Source organism: Methanospirillum sp. (assembly GCF_035406105.1).
In the GTDB taxonomy this organism is placed as follows: domain Archaea; phylum Halobacteriota; class Methanomicrobia; order Methanomicrobiales; family Methanospirillaceae; genus Methanospirillum.
On record NZ_DAONKG010000376.1, the window covers coordinates 1 to 1,158 of the forward strand.

At 55.5% G+C, this 1,158-nt stretch carries 1 protein-coding gene; it reads right to left on the bottom strand.

Annotated elements, in window-relative coordinates; translation table 11 throughout:
* The coding region (locus PLA23_RS13630) for an NAD(P)H-hydrate epimerase (RefSeq protein ID WP_324475575.1) at window positions 1–1,116 on the bottom strand (1,116 nt) is incomplete at its 3' end.
* Between the last annotated feature and the right edge of the window lie 42 nt (window positions 1,117–1,158).

Here is a 1,158-nt window from a genome sequence, read left to right on the forward strand (position 1 = left end):
CCGTTCATAGGGTGTCGTTCCCGGATGTACACCACACATCCGGACAAACTCCCCTGCATGGGGGGTATAGAGTGATTCGTCCGCCACAGGGAGCGGACTATTTAGTGCGTCGGCATCAAAGACTCCTTTTCTGATATGAGGGGCTAGTTCAGTGATGACCTCGTGGGATTGAGGACCGAGGCCTGGCCCGCAGAGGACGACATCGGAGCGTTCACAGAAGGGGATGAATACGTCGAGATCTGCCATGGTAATTCTGCCCCCGGTCGTTGGCAGATGGATGAGATCCGGTTCAGGAAGGAAATGGGGGGATGCAATCCGCACAATGTCAGCACCTGCCCGCAGAGCTGCAAGACCGGCGAGGTACGGGGCTCCCTGGTATGGCCCTCCCCCGATAACCAGGATCTCACCTCCCACTCCCTTGTGGGCATCCGCTGATCGGGTCTGCAGGCAGAGAAGGTCTCCAGGGCCGGTTGCAATCTCAGCCAGGAGCGGGATTCCGATATTATAGGTTTTTGCTCCCTCCGTTTTTGCCCGGTGAAATGCACAGACCATGTCAGGAATAATCCCCGGTGACGGAATGTCAGCAGAAAGGACAGGGGCCGGAGCCTTGTTTGCATACTCAATGCATGTTCTAACTGGTTCTCTGACCTGCCCTGTCACCCCGGTTCCAAGAAGAGCATCAATGATGAGATCTGTTTCCTGAAATAACCGGTACCGTGCACTCAAATCATCGCGGCACCGGAACGGGACGGAATGAACCCGGCATGAGGTCAGCCGCCCAAGTTGCGTCTTTGTTGACTCAGTCAGCCGTCCGGAATCATACCAGAGTACAGTAACCTCCGCCTCATATGCGAGATGACGGGCTGCCACCATGCCGTCACCACCATTATTGCCGCTTCCGCAGAGGATGAGTATTGCGTCAGGATGGTATTCGCGGGCTGCCATCGCAAGTCCGGTCCCGGCAGATTCCATAAGTTCAAGTCCGCTGATACCAAGGTCCTGTGCGTTCCTATCAATCCGCTGCATCTCTGCATGGGATATGAGCCCTGACCCGGAAAACTCTGTATAGTGCGTCAGATCATCCGGGAATTGGCGTCCCGGAACGAGACCGGTCATACAACCCTCCTGATTATCATCTCATTCTCCTCTCTGTATACG